We start from the raw sequence: 18,977 nt of genomic DNA on the forward strand, positions 1-18,977 counted from the left end.
AAGAAGACGGTAGAAGAGATTTTGATAATGTTATTGATAAAATCAAGTTTTTATGAAAGAACCACCTTAAGTAACATGTTACTATTAAGATAAAACAATAAATAAAGGATGATCTAAATGGAAGTCAGCCTTTCAGCAACTGGAACTTGGAAAATAGACAACTCAGAAAAAGAGTATTATGGTGACTTGTACCTAAATAAGGATGAAGGAGGAATAGCTCTTTATATTCGAATACCTAACAGTGGACCAATTATGAGTTTTTTAGAACTTCCACTTGAAATACCTTTTATTAAAGGCTCCACAATGAATGGAGCAAAAATAACTTTATTAGACTGTATAAGAATAAAAACTGAGAGTAGAGTTGGTTCAGAAGAAGTTTTTGGATATCAGGCAAATTATATGCTTGATGGCGTTGACTTTGAAACTACGGATGATATTAGATTTTCAAAAATGAGAATAAGCATACCTGGAATAATAGAATGGGGAGATATTTCCAATTATTTAAGGCCAAAATACGATGGTAAAAGTGACATTTTAATAGAGCTAGACATAACTGAACCAATAGAAATTTATTCTAACGATGAATATTCCTTATCATATTTTTTAGATTTCTCCTCTCCAGGTTTTAATCTTACTCAGGAAGAGATTACTTTAAAACAAACTCCTTATCTGATAGTTGAATCTAAGTCTCTTCAGCGATTGAAGTGGTTTATGAGTAAGGCCAAACAAATGAAAAGACTTATTGAAATAGCGATGGCGGAACCTTTTAGTTTTGATAAAGTGATACTAGAATCGCCTGAGATTTATTATGAATTTGATGATGATGTAAAACATAGTAGACCAATAGAGGTTATTCACGCTTTTAAAGAAAGCATCAGCAAAAATAAAAATAAGCGACGCAGACTTAGACATGATTTTCTTTTTAGTTTAAATGAGCTAAGAAATGCTAACTTCTCAAAATGGCAAGAAATATCATCAATCATGGAACCAATAATAGAGTTGTATATAGACAGTATATATAACGAGAAATTATCTATTAGTCGCCATTTTCAAAACATGGTACAAGCACTAGAAACATACCACTCACGTAGAATATGCAATACTTTACCTGATTTTAAGAAAAGGGTTGAACAGTTAATCTCTATTCGGCCTAAAGGCTTTAGGGATGAAGATAGAAAATTTTTACTAAATGGTAGTCATAAGTACGTAACTTTAAGAAGTCGTTTAGCTGATTTATTAATAGCAGACTATACTTTCTATTTTTATACTGTTGATATAAACCATCTTGACTTTCCCAAAGTAATTGCAGACACAAGAAATTATTATACTCATTATGATAAAAAGCTTGAAGATAGAGCTCTTAAAGGTGAAGACTTAATAAATGGTTTCTATATCCTCCGAAATATTTTAGAGTTTTATCTACTAAAAGAATTCGGTTTTGAAGAAGAATTTATTCACGAAAGAATTAGAGAAAGAATCAAGCCTATAATAATAAGTAACGATGTAAAGAAAGCCGATAAAAATAAACAATATTAGTAAATATGCTTTAAAAGCGCTCCTTTTGTCGGAGTGCCTGGTATTTTTTATGTAATCTTTCTAGGAAGTTATTTAGTGGTTGTAGACTGTGGCGAACTGCAACCTTTTTAATCTCTTGATTTTTCTCTCTGTGTAACACCAGAGATATTAGATGGCCAACCTTTAATCAACAAGTGCCTGTCATTAATCAAATTACTTTCCTAATATTGTCAAAGTGGGGAAAAGAACGGTATCAGACAGCAAACGGTCTAGTAAGTTTATTTCTTGGTTACCTCATTTTCCACCATGAAGAATTCTGGGAGTAACGAAGTTTGTATCTTTTGCAATGACAACCACGCGTTTCTCCCCTTTATTCTTCAGCTAATTCAACTTCCCAATCGTCACCAAAATCTTCTCCAAGAAGTTGAGCTATTTCACCCTCAGTATCATCATTTTCTCTTTGCTCCTTGAGATACTCAAACTCTTCAGCTGGAATGAACCATTTCCCACGATTGGATAATTGCTTACCTGAAATCTTTCCGTCCTTAATCCAATTGCGAACAGTTTCTGTTGATACGCCATAATAATCGGCCACGGTTTTGGTATCTATATACCTTACACCATTTTCATCTATTGTTTCCTCTGAAAGTCCAATAACAACTGGTTTTACAGCATGAGATGTGATTGGGTGATAACTGGCTTCAGAATCACTTACAACATCATCTGCATTTTCTGCTAAAAATGTAATAGTGGTGTCTTTTAACCTTACTGTAACAGAATGTTCCTTAAGCGTATTAATGGCCTTTTGCAAACGTAGGCTCTGCTCTTTTTCTTTCGTCCCCTTCAAAACTTCCTCCAAGTCGTGAATGACATCAGCAATTCTTGATTCTCCTTCATTAATCATTTGGCTAGCACCTCCTTATCCCTAGTATAACCAACCAACCAAATAAGCAAAATAAACCAAAAGATTAAAGCCACTCAAATTATATAGTCAATGCCTTTCCTCTCACAAAATCCCTTAGCTATTTCCTTATATTCCAGATCCCGGTAATCATCCCATGTATAAGTCATTCCCAAACGATGGATATTGTCCTTAAATCGTCTGAATGCTCCCTTTCCACGAATTGAGTTGAGTAATACATCCTGCATTTTAACATCCGAAAGGCTATAACAAAAACTTTCCATCATATCATACTCATAAATATCAAATTGAGAAGGAAGTGCAGCATACTTTCCAAAACTCTCTACTATATCCAAGGCTATTTTCACTTCATCTTGTTGCCATTCAGATAAGTGTTCATAGTCCTCACTATCTTCAGCAATTAATAGAGCCTCTTGTGAGACATGGACGATTTCACCAGTATCTAGATTAAGAAATGATCGGTTATCATCCGATTGCATTTCCATTCCCTCAACTATATCTTCAAGCTTCACCCTCATAGACATTTATCCCTTCTAAAAAATAGTTTCGATTAAATCCTTCATTCCAATTTTCTTATCTAACATTTTGAATTCCAATATTCCACAAAAGCTTGATAACCTTTTTCAGTTATAAAATATGGAATCAACTGCTCTCCCTTTAGCTTATATGAATAAATGGAGGGTTTACCCAACCGAAATGCTTTTTCTATTCTGTGATTGCCATCTATGATAGAAAATATTCCAGGACGGATTTCAGCTTGGACTATAATACTATCTATATTAACTGTAGGTAAATGGTCTTCATTTAAAGATGAATGATGTCCATACCACTTAAACCATTCATTAATATCTACGTATTCTTTATCAACAACTAGTTTCCCACAATGAATGTCTTCCAATATTCTAGATATATTAAAATGAAATACTCCATTTCGAAATATTTCATCGTTTTCCTTAGCAGGACAAGGAACATATAATTTCTTTAGACGAATTTTTCTTGATTGAGTCATCAATTCTATCCCCTTCCAACTATCAAGAACTCCTTCAAATGATGAATCGATGATATTACTTCAAGAAACTGTCTGCGTTTCTTTGAAATTTCTACATACTCCTCGTATATCAATTCTTCATAATCAAAACTTTGGTTGCTATCCATTGTATCGTAGTATTTTTTGTATAAAACGTCCATTACAGCTTCATTCTTTTGTAGTTTTTCTGATATAAGGAATTTTTGCTCCTTGTCTCCCTGATACACATAGATTTCTGAGCTAAGTTCATCTCCTCCTCCAATAATATACCGGGAAAGTTGATATTCAAATAAAAAGTAACTTTCATGCTCCATATAAATAATCATACAGTTTCTAACAGCTTTAGATAAACGATGAAAATCCCGATCATAATCGGAATTTGACTTAGTATTTATTACTATACCTGCTTTTTTACACTCTTTACAAAGATGTTCACGGTGACCTCTACCACTAAATTTTTCATTAGGCATAAAGTCCCCACATCCTTTGCAGAAATGGCCTCGTTTCTTACTTCTCACTCATAAAACTCCCCATTAATAGTTATTCAAACCTTACCTACTTAATATTTTATCACCTTCGTAAAACCAATACGCTATTAAGCATATTCATTCAGGAACATAGTTGATAAAGTAGATGAGGGAGAAATAAGTATGATTGTCCCTTGGCACTCTGCAGACTGCCTTTTCGATTCATTCGTTTGCGCCGCGGTCCCAAATTCTTGTTCTTATTTTCCTTCTTCTTCCCCATTACTAATAACCTCAAATCTTTATTCACTATTGCAGCATTGTTCAAACAGATTATCTTTTTCTAGCAAAAGCGAAACTCACTTTTTCCAGTTCATCTATAAATGCCGGACGCCTTTTATTTTTTAGTTTTAGCTCATCAATGATGTCAGTTGGCTGTCCTAGACTACAAGCCTTTCTATATTGTTTTATTATGGAAGCAACGCTTTGATATTGCTTCCGATTAGAAGCAGCTTCTGCTTCCTTTCGGATATATTCAATAAAAAGATTGTTCACCTCATCAGGGTATCTTTCTTCTAAATAGGGATAAAGTTCTGTGATCGTGGATGCCTTGGCTTTACAATATTCAAGAATATGCTCCGTTAAATTTTCTTCTTTTATAATAGAAAGGTATGTGTAAGAACGATTCTTTTGGCTTTGGAACCAGGCAATTATATTTTTTAATTTTACTTGCCATTCATCCGGTGAGTAAAGTCCTTTTAATTCTGCATAATAGTTAAAATCGTCGTGTTGTAAAAACTCTAGTGCTAGTCTTTTTTGTTTATCAATGTCACCCATCAGTTTATACGCTTGATAACGATATTCTTTAAACTTTTTAACAGATCCATTACACTGGTTTGCTGCCTCTCTTTCCCCATCTAATGCAAGCTGAATGGCTTTGTTATATTCTCCTTTTTGCATTGCTTTTGTAATTGCCTGTTCACGAAAATAGGGGTGAACAATATTTTCTTCAATAAATCGTTCCGCTTTTTCATCCTCATCAAAATTTTCAATTATCTTTAGCTGAAGTTTTTTCAATTCAATTATTTCATAACTCGAACGCCAAGAATCTGTAGATACGGTTTTCATCATTCTTGATAACCGTTCTTCTAATGTTCTGCGCAATTCCTCTGCTGCACAAAAGTGCACACATACCCTTAATAAATCAATACGCCACTCACACCAATCGTCATATCTTTCGTTCATAGCTTCTTTAATCAGCGTCTCAAAAAGCTCTGCTTTTTCATGTAATGGGAATTCATCTATTCCCTCACAAATAGCCCGATCAATCGTTTCAATACTCCAAGATATGACCATTCCAATTGAACCACTTGAATCATCTGCGTATTCTAACATTTCAACCGCATTCGCTAAGACGGTTATTCCTAATAAAACAGCTGTTTTGTAATTTCCTTCATCCGCTTTCGTTCGGGCTTTTTCCAAGACCATATCAGCCCCCTCAAGGGCGTAATCAACCTGATTCCATTCGATATAGCCCTTTCTACTAGCTCGACGTATATATTCTTTAATTAATCGATCACTCGATAAAAGTTCATTTTCACTTTTTGAATAGATAAATAATAGCCTTTTTTCAATATCCGGGCGTTCATCCGCGATTTCAAGAAGGATACGTATAAGTTCCTCTTTATCTAGACTTTGTAGCAGTGAGGGCAAGTCCTGCTTTATTTCCCCTGGTATAGGAACACCCTTCTGCTCGCGAATAGCAAAAAGGACTGCTGCCATATGTTTGCATAATTGATCGTAGTCGTAAGGACAGTCGCACGAAATTTCAGTAACATCCTCATTCTCACTTATAACCACATGTACATTATACATTTCCGTACCGTCGACACTTGCGACGTAATGATGTCCATCATCTGTTTCAAGACTAGTAATCAATTTACTGTGATAATAATCCAGGCCACGCCCAAGAATATGCTCCTGAAAGTAATTTTCAAAATTTGATAAATGCATCTCATTACACCCCTAGTGAAGATTTATTTCGTTTTTTTCAAACTCTTTGAATCATCGTTTATCATTAAAGAGTTCACAGGCACCAAAGTACCCATGTAATTAAGGAACCGTGGGAAGAGATGAGAAAAGACAATTGATACCTATGAAAATTTACAGGCTTATTTGAAGTTAAGATCATTGTGGTTTATGATATATGAAGGTTCCGATGCACGAACATCGACGTCAGCATCAGTTATTCGCGGTGCTGGTGGCTAATTTAATACTTGCAAGAAATAAGTAACTCACATTACTTTGCGGCCAGGTTATGTTACTTTTTTATAAGTAGATAGAAGTTCTAAGTCGCTTTGTAATAGTCTTATTATAATAATTGGTTACTCTAAGCGTAACTGTTCACAAACTTAACTTCCTGAATTTATATTTACAACAAAATAAGCCCAGTTAACTTTAGCTGGACCATGATAACAGTTATTTGAATTTCACCAGTAAATTATATGCTGCTGACATTTCTGTGTGATGACCATTTAATTTTCTCCAACTTCCATTAGTAACTGGCTAATTAGCTTTTCGGATATCCGAAACTTTTTCGAAACTAACAATTCTATCAGTGGTTTAATTTCATTAATCATTTCTTTTTGTTTCGCAAGTTTTAAAATACCAAAAAGACCTAATGGTTTTAGCATTAATGTTTCAGCAAAATTCCTTGCAGACTTTTCATCAATAATAACAATACTCACACCTAGTTCCTTGGCTCCAACGATTACTTCTAGCTCTCCTTTAATGCAAACGTCCATAAGACTTTACTACAAAACCTTGATCTTTTACTTCATGGACTTTTATTAACCCCTTAGCCACAGCATCTCTTAATTCTTGTTTCCCGATTGCTTGTTCACTACCTTGTTTCACAACTTCATTATAAACTTCTTGTGGAATATAGATATCAAACAGTTCCCACAGAAGATCAAGACGACCAATGATAGATAGCCCAATAATAGGACTAGTATTACAAATCGCTTTCATCTTGTTTTCCTTTACCATCTTCTTTTAGAATAAAATCAATCGTTTCATCATCTTGCTTTTTATGTTCCTCTGTATACTCTGCCCAATGAATATTATGATTAATTAAGATTTGAATAAAATCTGATATGCTTTTACCACCCAGTTCAGCTGCTCGTGCAAGTGTTATTTTCTCGCAGTAAACAAATACAAGGCTAGTGATATATTAACATCTTCATCAATTGAATTTACATGTGCCCCTTTTAGAAAAGGTATGAATTCAGGATTAATTCCAACTTTTGCTTTTGATTCATCCATAGCCAATGGTACATTCCTCCCTTGAACTCCTTCTATCATTACATTATAACAATTAATGAATACTAACAGAAGAAATCTATTCGTAAAAGTCATAAAGTTACAAAAAAAACAATTAACCATGTTCAAAATAAGACCCATTTAGTTGAAATAACATCTCCGAATTGTATTTCAGGTCGGATTTCAGCTTGGACTAAAATACTATCTATATTAGATAGACGATGAAAATCCCGATCATAATTGGAATTTGACTTAGTATTTCTTACTATACCTGCTTTTTTACACTCTTTACAAAGATGTTCACGGTGACCTCTACCGCTAAATTTTTCATTAGACAGAAAAACCCCACATCCTTTGCAGAAATGGCCTTGTTTCCTACTTTTCACTCATAAAACTGCCCATTAATAGTTATTCAAACCTTACCTAATTATATTTTATCACCTTCGTAAAACCCATACGCTATTAAGCATTACTAATTTTTCTTGTGTAAAATTTGTGTAAAATGATTTAAAAACCTACCTTAGTCAGCCGTCTTCCCACAAAACAAAAAACACCCACAAACATTGATATATCAACATTTGTGAGTGTTTTATCGTTTCTTAAATTAACTCGCTTTTACTTGGAGATACCGGTGGTCGGGGTCGAACCGACACTCCAGAAGGAACACGATTTTGAGTCGTGCAGCGGTTAATTTCGAAAGAGGAACGAACCCCTTTCCGTTGATATATCGTTAATTTGAAGCGTGAAGGACGTCACACTATTCGTATTAGTTCATATTATTCGTATTTTGCACTTATAAAACGTTGAACGTTTGTCGTGCGAATCAATTATAATGCAATATTAAACGATTAGCGCCGTTTATGTCAACACATAAACCAAAATCGAACAGCAACATACACTGTCCCGAAGATAATTGGTTTATAATGTGATTCTCCTACACCTATTTTATGCCTTATTTAGCCGAGATTTTTCGTAGCAAAGTTTTCTTCAACTACAAAAAAGACGTCCCACGTAGAACGTCCCTTAATCACGATGATTTTACTGTTATGAGTGTGAAATTTCAAATAACATAATATTTTTTATACCCATATTTTCTAAAAAACTAAATGTTTGAATCATGTCTAACTTTACAATAGTGCTTATTTTTTTCACAAGCAATACATTGTCTCGTTTCAAAATATGGTCTGTGAATGCAAGGATTACCCCTATGTTATTTTCATCGAAATTCTCCTGGGTTTTACCTTTAATTTTTTCTAAAGCACTTAATCGAAATTTCTGATCTTTATAATACAATTCCATTGAATTTCTCGCTTGGGCAAATAATTCCCGTAAAGAAGTCCCCAAGCCTCTTTTTACAAATATAAACAAACTATTTTCTGTTCTAAAATCTACTATATCACACGCTTCCGCTTTATCTTGACCTCTGATATAGATATGATCTCTATGCATTTGTACGAGGTCTTTTGTCCCGCATACTTTTTCGATATAAGAATCTTCAGTTTCCAACTTTTCATTCGAGTGATTCCATTTGTGTAAATCGAACCCTTCTACAATATAGTTATCTAAAATTTCCGCTACTTGCTCATTGGCGATTTCAATTAAATCTTTACTTACTTCAAACCATTTTTGGTCTATTAAACAATAATTTTTGTCATTATCAACAGTATCAACCATCAAAAAGACTTTAAGCTTATCTGTATATTTAATTCCACCGTCACTATCTTGACCAGTAATAGTTATTTGATTTAAAAGCCTTTCGTCAAACTCCTCGATACCTATATCCATTAAGAAGTCAAAAATTGCTTCTAAGTTTATATCAGTCAGTCTAATCACATTTGATTTATATGTAATTACATAATAATCAGTTAGGATAAATTCCCTTACATCTGAATAGGAAATAATTATATTTGATTCAAGGGAATCGTATATTTTTTCTCTATATCCTTTATATAACATAATTAGGTTATTATTTAATTTTGCCCATAATTTCGTTAAGTCTTCCTTGTTCTTGACCTCGGAAAATCCTTTATATAAACGGAACTTATCTTCCCTTTTGGATATTTCATCTAAACTTACAAGTACTATATCAAGTTGGTCTAAAGTTAATGCACGATTTATTGTAAAAGAAGACTTCCCTTGCAAACGAATCTTAAACTTTCCGGTAATTTCAATCCCCAATTCATCTTTTAAATCAGTATCATTGATTTCTCCAAGAATTTCTTTAGAAATCTTCCCCCAATTAGTAGTATCAAACTCATAATTATAATACTCCTTGTAGACACTTTCTTCCTGTACCGTTTTTCCAGCTAAAGGCTTCTGCTTTATATACTTAATACGATTTGGTTCAATTATTTTACTCATAAGGTCTAAGCCGAAATCAGTAAAGATTGAATTTTGTATTACGTAATAACCGATTCCCCCGGTAAACGCATATGTATTTTCTTCAATAGTCCTTAATAAAACAAAAGAAGAAGTTTCGTTTGATGCATCTATGTTTTTGGGGTCTTCCGCTACTTGAGTAAGAATTCTTTCCCATTTTGCTTTGTTTACCTTTTTAGCCATAAAAAGTTTAAAGTTTGGATCTTTACAGGTTACTTCTTCAAACCCTTTATCCTTTAAAGATTTTATACAAGCAATTATGTCTTTAATTTTATAAATCGCAAATTTATGTTTTATATCTCTCATTATAATTCGCCCCAAGTTATTTAGAAGATAAACATATAATACCATAAATCTTCAAATTTTTTACAATACTATTACAAATACTTTATTTATTTATTTGAATATTAATATTTTCATAAATATTATCAAAAATCAAAACAAAGTGACGACCTCTTAAAAGGAAGTCACTTTTCGATATTTTTTATTCAATACGCCTTTCATTGGACTTTCTATTTCGAAATATATTGGGATTCCATTTCACGAACAATCATAACGGGCAATTTTACGATTTGTGCTATCTTGAAAATATTGTTCGGCATATCATTCCGAAGCATAGCCGCCGCCTTTTCCTTTCGTGATTCGAATTCATTCCAAATACTTTCGTCCCAATGTTCGCCCCTTGTTGCGTGAACTTCGAAATCAATTCCGTTCGTTATCTGTTCTGTAATATCAAAAAAGTGATGCATTTTATTCTGCACCGCCATTTATTACTTTTAGTTCCCGTTCAATCGCTTGTAATTCTTCGTTGATATCTTCGTCACTCATTTCTAAAAGACGCTGGTTATTGATTGTTGTTGTTTGATTAATTTCACGGCGTTCAACAAGAAGACCAAGCATTTTGACCGCCAATTCAATCGAACGGAAATCGCCCTTCTTGATATTCCTTTTTAACGCTTGCATAATATCGGGAATCTCGGATTCTAGTTCTTGAATCGCTAGTTCACGAACTGCCTGCTTGATATGCTGCTTTTGACGATAGCGATACAATTGACGTTCACTTATTCCGCAAGCGGCGGCAATTTCTTCGTAAGTTCTGCTGTTTCTATTGGCAAGTTCAACAACAATCTTGGCCTCAAGTTCAGTTAAACCTTCGAAAATATCCAAATTATTCACCTCCTAACGCTGCAACAATAGAACGTAATATTTGAAATTGTTTCCGAATTTCTTCATTTGTCGTTTCCTTCAAAGGCTTTTTACTTCGTACCTTTTCGAACTTCGCCAAAAGTAAATTTGCCCGACGTTGTTCCAATTCTTCCGCTTTTGAAAGAACGGGCTTTGGCTTCGGATTCCTTCGTTCAAGTTCTTCTTCAAGTTGCCGACGCTTTTCCCACGTTTCAATGAATGCCTGTTCTTCCCTCCAATTTAATTTTGTTGTATCAATCCCGTAAAGCATAATACTTAATTTAGAAAGTAGTTTGTCAGTTTCTTCCCAACGTTGTAAATCTTCACTTCCAGGCATTCCGATCACCCCCGTTTGATAGAATGCCAATTTCTACACGAAAAGACGAAAAAATAGGCGTAACAAACAAAGACGGCGACAATCATTTTTAATTGTCACCGCCGTTCAACCGCTGAAATTCCGCTTGTAGTTCCGCCATTTGCTTCGCTAACAGCTTGAAATCTTCGCTATGAGTAGAAATATATTCTTCTTGTTCCTTTTTCGCTTCATGATAAGGCTTCATATAGTCATTGACCGCCTTTTGACGTTCTTTTTGCTTGGCGTCTTCTTTACGCTTTAATTCCGCCATTCCTAACATTAAAAGTTGAATTCCATTCAAGGAAGACGGGTCTTTTCGATATTGTTCCCGCAAATATTCGACCGAGTCGGTAGGCGTTTCTTCTTTAATAGGATTTCGCTTGTTATAGCCGTCAATAATATCGTCAAGCGGCTGCCGTTTGGCTTTTTCATAACGTAAATTGTCAAATTCGTTTAGTTTCATAGTTTATAACCCCCGTTATTTCGTTTTTTATATCGGTTTAGGTTTTCCAATGCAATTTCAAGGTGCTTCGGACGTGCTTTGTTTACTTCGGAAGGGGTCACGCCGACAAACTCGGAAATTTCTTCGGCGGATTTCCCTTCGCCTTTCATTGAAAGAATTTTTTCTAACGTTTTGACTTGATAATCCAATTGTTTCACGAAGTATTCAAAAGCCGTCATTTTTCCTTTAATCAATTCGAATCACCTACCCAATACGGTAAGATTCCTTTCTTTACTGCGGCTTCTTGCGTTTCCTTCGACAAACCAATTGCCGTTGATTCTTCGATTGTTGAACCGTACAATCCAATCATGATTTGTTCGGGATAGATTGACGGAATATTTACGCCGCCTTGTATTTCCCTTTCGCCAAGTTCTCGCATTATAGCGTTATAATCGTCATTTGCTGTGTCTATTTTCTTCGCTGCTTGCCCAATCTTCGCTAATGACTTGACGTAAATTTCACGGGCTTTTAACGCCTCTTGAACCGCTTTATTTACTTCGGCTTGAACCGTTTCGACCTGTTTTTGTCGCCATTCACGAACCAACGGAACGGAATCCATAACAACAGATTTACGAACGGCTTTCACCCGCTGGATTAGTTCGTCAATTTCCTTGATTTCATTTTTCTTCGCTTCAAGAAGTTCCTTTGCTTTTTCAACGTCTTGTTCGTCAACATCCCCGAGTGCATATGATTCAATAGTTTTTTCGATTGCTTCAAGGATCTCATTCATTTCGCTTTGAACGGCTGCCTTCTTATCTTCAAGTTCCTTGATACGTTCATTGACCTTCGTTAATTTCTCATTTTCAAATAGTATCATTTTTCGATTCCCCCAATGTGTTTAATTTTCAATAATTTGAACAAATGCCTTTGCCTGTTCTTCGCTTATTCCAACAAGTTCAAGGAATTGCTTCGTTTTTGTTGCCGAAAGTTTTCGCCTTCCAGTTTCGCAGTTTGAAATATATTGCTTTGTGACGTTCAAATTTTTCGCAACTTCGACCGCCTTGAGGTTTTTGGATAGACGAATCATCTTTAACGCTTTACCGTAAAGTTGAAAATCGCTTCTCATGAATTGACCCCCACTATAAAATTGTGATTGTTATATTAGTAAACTTGAAAGACCAAAAAATAAAAGACGCTATTCCAGCGTCCCAATTAAAGAAGTTGAACGTATGCAACACGAAAAGCCCGTCTTAGTTAAACTACAAAAGAGGTGTTTCCAGCCCAACTAACGCAACAAGAAAGGCGACTGGCAAACCTTCCTGTAATACAAGTAAACAAAACGCCTTCCCGACAAGTATCTTTTTGAAAAAATTTTTATTTTTTTTCAATGCCGTGAAGTATCCGTTTCAAGGTTTCAATTGCCCGAAGTTCTTCGTCAGTTATGTTAAAGCGATAAAGAATCCTTTGTTCCAATCGCTTTGAAATCGCCAATTTGCCCGATTCGATTGCGGATATTGCTTGACGTGAAACGCCGACTTCCATTCCGAATTCCTCTTGATTAATTCCAAGATTGACCCGTAAGATTCTAACGAAATAACCGTCCATAACCGCACCCCCGAACGCTAGAAATTTGCTACTTAAACGACAAAAAAATAATCCCGCCAATAAGACGGGAATATAAGAACGGCAAATCAACAAAGTTGCCGCAATATAGGGGAATCATTCGAAAATGAATGTTAATATGAAACGTTGGTCTTATCGCCTTATTCGTAATTTAATACGACAATATGAATTCGTTATTATCGTTAATCTTGGCGATATAAACGTATATAACGTTTTATAACTCGAATATCTTTGTCGTTATTATTAATTGTCTTTGTCACTTTGTTCCAAAGCCAAGCAAGCTATGCTTGCAAGACTTCATGAGTAACAATGTTAATTGTTACGAATGAAGACTTTTTACTTGATTCGAAGTATTGTTATCGAAGATTCGTTGAATCTTAACGTAATACTAACGTTATAGCGTTATTCAATAATTAATATAGCTGCCGGAATCGTTAACAAGGTCGTTCACAAAATTTTAACATTTAAGTAACACTTGTAACATTTTTGTAATATATTGAACGACTGTTTGACGATTTTAAGCATAGGCAGCACCCGTCCGCCCCGCTTGTGACGTCATGACAATTTTGTCACTACCTACGTTTGTAACGATACGGGGACAATGTTCAACTTCATAAACAAAAAAAAATACCCGCCCCATAGGTTAGAATTTAGGACGGGTTTCGTTCTTCCGCTAGGGGTGAACGATTGCTTGAAGATGTTGGCAATATTATAACAAATTTTTGTCGTCAATTTAAAGTAATTTCGATAACATTTCCTTCTTTAAAATCGTCGTCCCAAGTAATAACGACTTCCCAAGGCGGTGCGGTATTTCCAGCGATAATCATTACAGTTTTAATTGTGTGACCTGCGTTTATAGTCGAAGGAATAACGTCCATAAGTGGGGTAACTAATCGTTTAGAACCGTCGCCTTTCCTATCGTAATTGTAAAATTCTACTTTGACGTTCCTTGCTTCTGCTTCGCCAATATTACGAATGATAAATTTGTCTTGCATTCGTTTTGAACCCATTTCTTTGGTTCGCTCAATCGAGAATTTCGCTTTCTTTTTTGCTTCAAGCCGTTCCTTTTCTTTGCGTTTTGTGATTGTAGTTCTTTGATGGTTGAGGATCAAAGCGTAAATTCCCGAGATAGAACCGACAACCGATAACGCAAAACTAACCCATTGAATCCACGTAGGCAAATCGAATTCCCCCTTATGTAAAATTATGTATCTATCTATTTCGATTCTATCAAACAGTGAAAAGCGTGTCATTTCTTGTCCGTTTGCTGCCCGTACTTTTCGAAATTATTGCGTATATTTTCTGAACGCCTTCTTCCGTTGAAAAAAGGGGGTAGTGGGGCGGTGGTAGGGGTTGAATATTTCCGAACTTTTACACGCAAATATTATTTATTGTTCTTCATTTAATAGGGCTTTGTAGCTACCTAAATGGTTTCATATCTTATAAGTATTGACACCGATTTAACAACGTAATAAAATTAAGGTATCCAACGGTGTCATAACTTAGTATCAAAAGTAATAGGGGGAATTGTAATGAAGTACGGATATGCAAGAGTTTCAACAATCGCCCAAGACTTGGAAGCACAACTTCAAGCGTTGGAAGCGGAAGGTTGCGACAAAATATATAAAGAGAAATTTACGGGAACAACGAAGAAGCGTCCAGAATTCGAATCTTTACTTGAAGTATTATCGCAAGGTGACACGCTTGTTATTACGAAATTAGACCGCTTTGCAAGGTCGGCAATCGACGCAATGACAACAATCAAAGAACTATTCGATCGTGGCGTAAAGGTACACGTTTTGAATATGGGAATTGTCGAAGATACGCCAACGGGACGATTAATCTTCAACGTTATGAGTTCATTCGCCGAATTCGAAAGGGATATGATTGTAACAAGGACGCAAGAAGGCAAAGCAATAGCGAAGCAGCGGGAAGACTTTCGAGAAGGAAGACCGAAGAAATTCACGAAGAAACAAATCGAACATGCCCTTTTATTGTTGGACGAAGGGCATTCATACAAGGAAGTTAGCGAAACCACGGGAATATCGAAATCAACGTTAATAAGGGCGAAGAATAAAGTAAAGGCGGCGAAATAAATCGTCGTCTTTTTTGTGTGTCTTATCGAATAAAATCGCCATGCCCTTCGAATCCTTGTCGTTGCTGGGAATGTTCGTGTTTAGCTTGTTGAATTTTTCGGACGCTTTGGGACGTAAAAAGGGCTTCCAGCGGGTTTTTGAAGTGTTAATTCCGGCGTTATTCTGCCGATTTCAGCGAATTCGAACGTTCCCCTATTTCTAACCCTTCGAAGCTAAAACGAAGCCCACAACGCCAAAAACGAGCCCCCTTCCGCATATTTTTTTCCCTTTGATAGCTATTCGAAACTTGATTGTTATTATTAAACGTCATTCGAAGGGAATGCAGCGCCAAAAAAGGACGCTACACGATGAACCCCCTCCATACATTTGTTTAACTCGGTTAATTTGCTGTTATTGTTTTTCTCCTTTAATTAAATGAATTGCGATTCCAATTCTTTATTTAATTCATTCAAGTAACCACTTGAATATTAGTTGAGAAAAGGGTTATAATACATTCAAGTAAATATTTGAATGAGAATGAGGTGAGAAAATGAAGAAGAAGGATACTTGTGAGATTTATTGTTATGACGAAGAAAAGGTCAATCGAATACAAGGGGATTTACAAACAATTGATATTGTTAGTGTTGCCCAAATGTTAAAAGCAATCGCTGACGAAAATAGAGCAAAAATTACCTATGCTTTATGTCAAGATGAAGAGTTATGTGTATGTGATATAGCAAATATTGTAGGTGTTACAGTTGCAAATGCATCCCATCACTTGCGAACTCTTCATAAACAAGGTGTTGTGAAGTTTAGAAAAGAAGGAAAACTCGCGTTTTATTCGTTAGATGATGAACACATCAGACAGATTATGATGATTGCATTAGCACATAAGAAAGAGGTGAAGGTCAATGTCTGAACAACAAGCAAAACTATCTGAACAAGAAATGAAAGCTTATCGTGTTCAAGGATTTACTTGTACGAACTGTGCGGCTATTTTTGAAAATAATGTTAAAGAATTGCCAGGTGTTCAGGATGCGAAAGTTAACTTCGGAGCATCTAAAGTTTATGTTAAAGGTACGACAACAATTGAAGAATTAGAAAAAGCAGGAGCATTTGAAAATTTAAAGATCAGGGACGAAAAAGAACAAAGAGTTGAGCGAGAACCGTTCTGGAAGCAAAAAGAAAATATTAAGGTATATATTTCAGCCGTTTTGCTTGTGATTAGCTGGTTTTTAGGTAAGCAATTAGGAGAAGAACATATTATTCCAACGATTGGTTATGCAGCGTCCATCTTAATTGGCGGATATTCACTGTTTATTAAAGGTCTTAAAAATCTAAGCCGGTTAAAGTTCGATATGAATACGTTAATGACGATCGCCATTATAGGAGCTGCAATCATTGGTGAATGGGGCGAAGGGGCAACCGTTGTTATACTGTTTGCTGTCAGTGAAGCTTTAGAGCGTTATTCTATGGATAAAGCTCGTCAATCCATTGAATCGTTGATGGATATTGCTCCAAAAGAAGCGTTAATTCGTCGTGGTAATGAAGAAATGGTCGTCCACGTTGAAGATATTCAAATTGGCGATATTATGATTGTTAAGCCTGGTCAAAAGTTAGCGATGGATGGATTGGTCATTAAAGGCACTTCTACGCTAAATCAGGCTGCTATTACTGGTGAAAGTGTTCCAGTAACAAAAAACATTGATGATGAAGTGTTTGCAGGAACCTTGAATGAAGAAGGGTTACTTGAAGTTAAAGTAACAAAACGAGTCGAAGATACCACAATCTCGAAAATTATTCATTTAGTCGAAGAAGCTCAAGCAGAAAGAGCACCTTCTCAAGCGTTTGTAGATAAATTTGCGAAATACTATACACCAGCAATTGTTATCCTAGCTCTTTTAATTGTTGTGGTACCTCCTTTATTTTTTGGAGGGGATTGGAGCAAATGGATTTATGAAGGGTTAGCCGTGTTAGTGGTTGGTTGTCCGTGTGCCTTGGTTGTTTCAACTCCTGTTGCTGTTGTTACTGCCATTGGAAATGCTGCGAAAAATGGCGTTTTAATTAAAGGCGGTATCCATTTAGAAGAATCGGGAGCCCTTAAAGCTATTGCTTTTGATAAAACAGGAACATTAACAAAAGGTATTCCTGCTGTGACCGACATCTTAATCTTTGGTGGAGATCAAAATAACTTGTTGTTAACCACGGCAGCCATTGAAAAAGGATCCCAGCATCCTCTTGCTTCAGCGATTATGAGAAAAGCAGAGGAAAAGGGATTAAAGTTCAATGATGTATCAGTCGATGATTTCCAATCTATTACTGGTAAGGGCGTTAAAGCTAAAGTAAACAACCAAATGTACTATGTTGGAAGTCCGAATCTTTTTGAGGAATTGCACGGAAGCATTTCAAATGACAGGAAAGAAAAAATCGCTGAAATGCAAACCCAAGGGAAAACTGTGATGGTGTTAGGAACTGAAAAAGAAATTCTTTTGTTCATTGCCGTAGCTGATGAAATGAGGGAATCATCCAAAGAAGTTATCGGAAAGTTGAACAATATGGGAATCGAAACAGTGATGCTAACAGGTGATAACCAACGGACTGCCGAGGCAATTGGAAAACAAGTTGGTGTTTCGGATATTAAAGCCGATTTACTTCCAGAAGATAAGTTGAATTTCATTAAAGAACTTCGTGCTAAACATCAAAGTGTAGCGATGGTTGGTGATGGCGTGAACGATGCTCCAGCACTTGCAGCTTCCACAGTTGGTGTAGCAATGGGTGGCGCTGGAACGGATACAGCATTAGAAACAGCCGATATTGCGTTAATGTCCGATGATTTAAGTAAATTGCCATATACGATTAAATTGAGCCGTAAGGCTTTGGCAATCATCAAGCAAAACATTACCTTCTCTTTAGCGATTAAATTAGTGGCATTACTTTTAGTCATGCCTGGATGGTTAACCTTATGGATAGCGATTTTTGCTGATATGGGTGCAACACTTCTTGTGACATTAAATAGCTTACGATTATTAAAGGTAAAAGAGTAAAAATTAGGTTTCATTAGCCAGGGTTTCCCTGGCTTTTTTTAATAATATTGAATACCTAATTTAACTAACTGATGCTGTAGGCGAGTAATTCGGTAGGGCTTAATGTTTCCGCCTTAGTTTGGGAATTACCATGATAAACAAAAACAAAAAGTTTCTAAGTTGTAAAAGTTGGCGTCAAAGCGGCGGTTTGTGACGCTTATCGTCAAATTTGCTATAATATACGCAAGAATTTTATTCAGGCGGTGAATTACTTTGAAGCAATACTTGAAAGACCGTCTTCTTGTTGTTTCGATCGAAGCACATAAGAAGATTATCACGGAAGGGGATTCCGTTGACCTGGCGTCTATCTATTACGAAGAAGGAACACCCCTTGACCGTGTTCATCAATACAACGCATTTACAATATTATCGAAATTACAATTCCCGAAGGACGAAGCAAGCGATCCCGCAAGCGATTCAACGAAGTTTCTTGACGATTTGGCAGCTAAACAACTTCCAAACGAAGAAATTATTCAATCATTGTTAAACTATCGGGAATCAAAACCACCAGTGTGAACTGGTGGTTTGCTCTGCGGCTAAAAGCCTCTCTTACCGGCCTCGGCCTTAAAGGCCCACTGAAAAGGTT

At 35.8% G+C, this 18,977-nt stretch carries 24 protein-coding genes; 5 read left to right on the forward strand and 19 right to left on the reverse strand.

Annotation, left to right across the window (positions count from 1 at the left end):
- Positions 1-117: 117 nt before the first annotated feature.
- Entirely contained in the window at positions 118-1,536 is a 1,419-nt protein-coding gene (locus ACTNDN_RS18910) for a HEPN domain-containing protein (protein ID WP_031536479.1), read from the forward strand.
- A 349-nt stretch (positions 1,537-1,885) separates the two neighbouring features.
- Here ACTNDN_RS18910 and ACTNDN_RS18915 read toward each other — a convergent pair whose 3' ends face one another.
- The 19 genes from ACTNDN_RS18915 to ACTNDN_RS19005 form a co-directional block, all read right to left on the reverse strand.
- On the reverse strand, positions 1,886-2,419 hold the full coding sequence (locus ACTNDN_RS18915; RefSeq protein ID WP_051640932.1) for a helix-turn-helix domain-containing protein: 534 nt from the start codon (positions 2,417-2,419) through the stop codon (positions 1,886-1,888).
- 74 nt (positions 2,420-2,493) lie between these two features.
- Positions 2,494-2,961 carry a UPF0158 family protein gene (locus ACTNDN_RS18920; RefSeq protein ID WP_031536481.1) on the reverse strand — a complete coding sequence of 156 codons (468 nt, stop codon included), beginning with the start codon at positions 2,959-2,961 and terminating at the stop codon, positions 2,494-2,496.
- A 53-nt stretch (positions 2,962-3,014) separates the two neighbouring features.
- Positions 3,015-3,446 (reverse strand): hypothetical protein, encoded by a 432-nt coding sequence (locus tag ACTNDN_RS18925; protein WP_031536482.1) that lies wholly within the window; start codon positions 3,444-3,446, stop codon positions 3,015-3,017.
- A 5-nt stretch (positions 3,447-3,451) separates the two neighbouring features.
- The gene (locus ACTNDN_RS18930; protein ID WP_441131795.1) at positions 3,452-3,934 is read right to left on the reverse strand and encodes a hypothetical protein; all 483 of its coding nucleotides are present in this window, start codon (positions 3,932-3,934) and stop codon (positions 3,452-3,454) included.
- Between the two features lie 327 nt (positions 3,935-4,261).
- On the reverse strand, positions 4,262-5,941 hold the full coding sequence (locus tag ACTNDN_RS18935; RefSeq protein WP_251629278.1) for an SWIM zinc finger family protein: 1,680 nt from the start codon (positions 5,939-5,941) through the stop codon (positions 4,262-4,264).
- 521 nt (positions 5,942-6,462) lie between these two features.
- On the reverse strand, positions 6,463-6,732 hold the full coding sequence (locus ACTNDN_RS18940) for a DUF3368 domain-containing protein (protein ID WP_202908298.1): 270 nt from the start codon (positions 6,730-6,732) through the stop codon (positions 6,463-6,465).
- Positions 6,716-6,958 carry a hypothetical protein gene (locus ACTNDN_RS18945; protein WP_031536486.1) on the reverse strand — a complete coding sequence of 81 codons (243 nt, stop codon included), beginning with the start codon at positions 6,956-6,958 and terminating at the stop codon, positions 6,716-6,718. The genes ACTNDN_RS18940 and ACTNDN_RS18945 overlap by 17 nt, the downstream gene beginning before the upstream one ends.
- Positions 6,942-7,157 (reverse strand): UPF0175 family protein, encoded by a 216-nt coding sequence (locus tag ACTNDN_RS18950; protein ID WP_396953889.1) that lies wholly within the window; start codon positions 7,155-7,157, stop codon positions 6,942-6,944. Before ACTNDN_RS18950 ends, ACTNDN_RS18945 begins: the two co-directional genes overlap by 17 nt.
- A complete protein-coding gene (locus ACTNDN_RS18955) occupies positions 7,121-7,258 on the reverse strand; it encodes a hypothetical protein (RefSeq protein WP_251629279.1) in 138 nt (45 codons plus the stop codon). The genes ACTNDN_RS18950 and ACTNDN_RS18955 overlap by 37 nt, the downstream gene beginning before the upstream one ends.
- 1,035 nt (positions 7,259-8,293) lie before the next feature.
- Complete coding sequence (locus ACTNDN_RS18960) at positions 8,294-9,934, reverse strand: DUF6119 family protein (protein ID WP_031536489.1); 1,641 nt, start codon at positions 9,932-9,934, stop codon at positions 8,294-8,296.
- A gap of 206 nt (positions 9,935-10,140) precedes the next feature.
- On the reverse strand, positions 10,141-10,377 hold the full coding sequence (locus ACTNDN_RS18965; protein WP_031536490.1) for a hypothetical protein: 237 nt from the start codon (positions 10,375-10,377) through the stop codon (positions 10,141-10,143).
- A 1-nt stretch (position 10,378) separates the two neighbouring features.
- On the reverse strand, positions 10,379-10,795 hold the full coding sequence (locus ACTNDN_RS18970; protein WP_031536491.1) for a phBC6A51 family helix-turn-helix protein: 417 nt from the start codon (positions 10,793-10,795) through the stop codon (positions 10,379-10,381).
- A gap of 1 nt (position 10,796) precedes the next feature.
- A complete protein-coding gene (locus ACTNDN_RS18975; RefSeq protein WP_031536492.1) occupies positions 10,797-11,150 on the reverse strand; it encodes a hypothetical protein in 354 nt (117 codons plus the stop codon).
- Between the two features lie 88 nt (positions 11,151-11,238).
- Positions 11,239-11,631, reverse strand: a complete 393-nt coding sequence (locus ACTNDN_RS18980) for a hypothetical protein (protein ID WP_031536493.1) — start codon at positions 11,629-11,631, stop codon at positions 11,239-11,241.
- Positions 11,628-11,864, reverse strand: a complete 237-nt coding sequence (locus tag ACTNDN_RS18985; RefSeq protein WP_031536494.1) for a hypothetical protein — start codon at positions 11,862-11,864, stop codon at positions 11,628-11,630. Before ACTNDN_RS18985 ends, ACTNDN_RS18980 begins: the two co-directional genes overlap by 4 nt.
- The gene (locus ACTNDN_RS18990) at positions 11,861-12,487 is read right to left on the reverse strand and encodes a hypothetical protein (RefSeq protein WP_031536495.1); all 627 of its coding nucleotides are present in this window, start codon (positions 12,485-12,487) and stop codon (positions 11,861-11,863) included. The genes ACTNDN_RS18985 and ACTNDN_RS18990 overlap by 4 nt, the downstream gene beginning before the upstream one ends.
- A 21-nt stretch (positions 12,488-12,508) precedes the next feature.
- Positions 12,509-12,736 (reverse strand): helix-turn-helix domain-containing protein, encoded by a 228-nt coding sequence (locus ACTNDN_RS18995; RefSeq protein WP_031536496.1) that lies wholly within the window; start codon positions 12,734-12,736, stop codon positions 12,509-12,511.
- Positions 12,737-12,984: 248 nt separating this feature from the next.
- Positions 12,985-13,215 (reverse strand): helix-turn-helix transcriptional regulator, encoded by a 231-nt coding sequence (locus ACTNDN_RS19000; protein WP_031536497.1) that lies wholly within the window; start codon positions 13,213-13,215, stop codon positions 12,985-12,987.
- A 746-nt stretch (positions 13,216-13,961) separates the two neighbouring features.
- Positions 13,962-14,414, reverse strand: a complete 453-nt coding sequence (locus ACTNDN_RS19005) for a hypothetical protein (protein WP_031536498.1) — start codon at positions 14,412-14,414, stop codon at positions 13,962-13,964.
- Between the two features lie 351 nt (positions 14,415-14,765).
- Here ACTNDN_RS19005 and ACTNDN_RS19010 point away from each other — a divergent pair, with 351 nt between their 5' ends.
- From ACTNDN_RS19010 to ACTNDN_RS19025, 4 genes are all read left to right on the forward strand, one after another.
- On the forward strand, positions 14,766-15,329 hold the full coding sequence (locus ACTNDN_RS19010; protein WP_031536499.1) for a recombinase family protein: 564 nt from the start codon (positions 14,766-14,768) through the stop codon (positions 15,327-15,329).
- A 529-nt stretch (positions 15,330-15,858) separates the two neighbouring features.
- The gene (cadC, locus tag ACTNDN_RS19015; protein ID WP_031536500.1) at positions 15,859-16,227 is read left to right on the forward strand and encodes a Cd(II)-sensing metalloregulatory transcriptional repressor CadC; all 369 of its coding nucleotides are present in this window, start codon (positions 15,859-15,861) and stop codon (positions 16,225-16,227) included.
- A complete protein-coding gene (locus ACTNDN_RS19020) occupies positions 16,220-18,352 on the forward strand; it encodes a heavy metal translocating P-type ATPase (RefSeq protein WP_031536501.1) in 2,133 nt (710 codons plus the stop codon). Before cadC ends, ACTNDN_RS19020 begins: the two co-directional genes overlap by 8 nt.
- Before the next feature lie 252 nt (positions 18,353-18,604).
- Entirely contained in the window at positions 18,605-18,907 is a 303-nt protein-coding gene (locus ACTNDN_RS19025; protein WP_031536502.1) for a hypothetical protein, read from the forward strand.
- Positions 18,908-18,977: the final 70 nt, after the last annotated feature.

This window comes from Niallia sp. HCP3S3_B10 (assembly GCF_052064465.1).
Lineage (GTDB): Bacteria > Bacillota > Bacilli > Bacillales > Cytobacillaceae > Niallia > Niallia hominis.